Consider the following 3,255-nt stretch of genomic DNA (forward strand, 5'->3'; position numbering starts at 1 on the left):
TAATTGATAATTGATAATGGATAATTGATAATTACAAGAAGGTTAAAACCGAGAGGATTGAAGATTGGGAAATATCATTTCTTCTCTTGGTAGATTGGATATGGCGCACTTCGGAGCGGCTCTGCACTCTTCGGGAGACCTCGCCATCCCTCTACCGCTTTTTTCCCCTATCCAAGGGGAGGCTTTAAACCACAATTATTTAATTAACAATTAATAATTAATAATTCGGTAATGATTAATTATTCTTAGTCAAACACTTATGTTTGGAGCTTTAGTTATTCCTCTTTAGCACTCTTATATTAAATCCGGATAATTAATATACCTAAGTCATTGCGACTGGAACGGAGTGGAAGGAAGGAATCTCCGCGCGCTCCTGAGATTGCTTCCTGTCGTCGCAATGACGACTGTTCAACCGGATTTTATATTAAGTATATTTGGGGAACATGATATTAGATAATAGTAAAATCATCATTTACATCCAGAGCAATAACCCCACTAACATCTAATTCTGCTATAATTTGGGAATCATCACCAACTGTATTATCCCCATCAGCATCATAAATTAGATAAGTTTTGCCTTCTACTTCATACGCAAATAAACCAGGGGTTCCGGAATTTAAAACATTTCCAGAAATCTCTGTAGTTTGTACGTTAGTGGCAATGTTATCTAAATTAGGAAGCACTGTACTAGAGAATGCTAAAGTATCCCCACCAACAACACCTAAATCATCAAAACCAGTAATGCGGTCGAACAAACCAGCACTAATAGCAGTACCGATAGAAGTTGCATCCGCAGCATTAAAGTTTGCTCCACCACCATCATTAGCAGTGGTGTAAACAAAGGTGTTGTCGCCATTAGTTTCAGAGAGGGTATCTACTCCGAGACCACCGACAAAAGTATCATTACCGTCACCACCATCGATGGAGTCGTTACCTTCACCACCTACTAAGCTGTCATTATCATCATTTCCTGCTAAGGTGTCGTTACCTCCTAAACCTTCAAGAGTATCATCACCTAATTCGCCATCAAAATTATCATTAGACTCACCACCAACTAGGGAGTCAGCAGCATCTGTAACATCGAGAACATTTACTGTAACAGTTGCCGTACCTAAATTCAGTGTATCGGCACCATCAGTAACCGTGTATTCAAAGGTGTCGGTACCAACTCCCAAACTTCCGATAGAATTGAATGCAACCTGAGTACCCTGGTCATCCAAAAGACCTAAAATAATTTGATCATTATCCCTGAGAACATCAATTGATAAAGCGTTTGGTCCATCAACATCACTGTCATTTGCAAAGATGTCAATTATCAGTTCATTCCCTAAATTAGTAAATACTGGTCCATCATTAACGGCAATGGGTGGGTCATTGACAGGAGTGACATCAATACTAATAAGTTGAGTAGCGGAATTATTTTCATCATTGCCATCATCAACTATATAACTGAAAGTTCCAGCATCTCCGTTAGCATTCTCAACAGGAAGAAATGTTAATGATGTTAGTTGCTCTGTTGTTAACTGTTGACCAATAGTTAGAGCAGTATTAGTAGTATTGTCTAATACTACTTGCCCTATTTCTGCATTGGGAATACTGTCAACTGTAATAGTAAAGGTATCCCCATCAGGGTCAGTGGGTGCTGGAATATCTAAGGTTGCAGTAGTATCTTCCTCTAAGGTGACAGTTTTATCAGCTTCTACTTGAGGGGAACGGTTCGCTTCAACAATATTGATATTTAACAATTGAGTGGTAGTTCCTCCCTCTTGGTCTGTCACTAAGAAGTTAAAGCTATCTGTACCAAGACTGCCAGTAGTAGTTGCATAAATAATTTCCCCATTATCAAGATTTTCTTGAGTGAACGTGCTGCCTACTGCTAAAGTTTCCCCTCCCTGTTGCAGTTCGCCTGAAGTCGGCAGTTCAGTCAGAGTATATTGTAGGGAAGCAGGGGTAGCAGTTTCCACATCGGGGTCAATAAATTGGAGATTTTCTGTAGCTATAACTTCCGTTTCACCAAGAGTAACATTTAGGTCTGTAGTCGTACCAACAGGAGGGTCGTTCACTCGAATATTAAAGGTGTCTGTAACTTGACCGCCATCAACATCGATAACTTGGAAACTAAATGAGTCATCGTTTGTATTATTAGCAGTGTGTTGATAGATAACTAAACCACTATTGATATCTTCCTGGGTGAAAGTATTTGTCGGGTTGTCCGACTGTTGCAATATTCCTGCTGTTAGTTCCGTGGTGACTGTGTAGGTAAAGGTGTTTGTACCGTTATCCCCATCAGTTGTCTGCAATAAATTCTGATTTATAGTTCCTGTTTCCCCTAGGTTGATGACCAGTTCGTTATTATTAGTAACTTCGGGAATGTCATTTACTAAGATATTAGCAGAACCAAGATTTTCACTAAAAGCATTTGTTCCACCTATAGTTGAGACTTCTGTTAACTGGGTTGTATTACTACTCCCATCGGTGGTATCCCACGCACGGAATTGGATGGTGGAATTGCCGAAGTAATCAGTATTAGGAACGAAACGTAGGCGATCGTTGTCTGTAGCTGTTAATAAAGTGGTACTACTATTACTAATGTCTACCCAGTTTGTACCATTATCAACGGAATATTGCCAGAGACCATTACTATTATCAATTTGAGTAATAGCGACTCCGCTACTAGCTCCTCCATCAGCATCGGTGACTGCTCCAGCAATAATATCCGCGATGGGAGTACCAACATTATTAATCTCATTTTCATTGATAGTAGTTAGGGCGATATCTCCTGAGTCTGTTAGCACTGGTGCATCATTTAATGCTTCTACTTCCACAGATATAGTACCTGTTTGAGTAGCAGTATTATTATTTGCTGTTTCAGTTGCTGTCGCTGTAACTGTTAAATCAAAACTAAATATTGTTCCTGTCTCTCGGTCTCCAGGAGGTGAGATAGTTAAGTTGGCTAATTCCTCTGGAGTCAATATCCAACTGCCATTACCTTGATCTATTCCTGCTGAGAGAGTTGCTCCATCTGGTACTCCTGAAATAGTAATAGATATAGTTTCCGAACCGCTTGTATCTACTAAACTAGCAGTGATACCGAGAGGTAGGTCGTCTTGGTCTGTACCTGATACAGTGGGTGTGGATACTGCTAAATTTGGAGGGTCGGCAACGGGAGTAACATTAATAGTCACATTTGCTGTATCTGTTAACCCCGTGCTGTCAGAAACAGTATAAGTGAAACTTTCTGAACCACTGAAATTA

General features: G+C 39.9%; 1 protein-coding gene. It reads right to left on the reverse strand.

The annotated features are described in order from the left end of the window. Window positions 1-449: 449 nt before the first annotated feature. Window positions 450-3,255 (reverse strand): beta strand repeat-containing protein (locus F6K22_RS36855; RefSeq protein ID WP_293109685.1); only part of this gene is annotated, 2,806 nt, incomplete at its 5' end.

It is taken from the genome of Okeania sp. SIO2F4 (assembly GCF_010672385.1).
Lineage (GTDB): Bacteria > Cyanobacteriota > Cyanobacteriia > Cyanobacteriales > Microcoleaceae > Trichodesmium.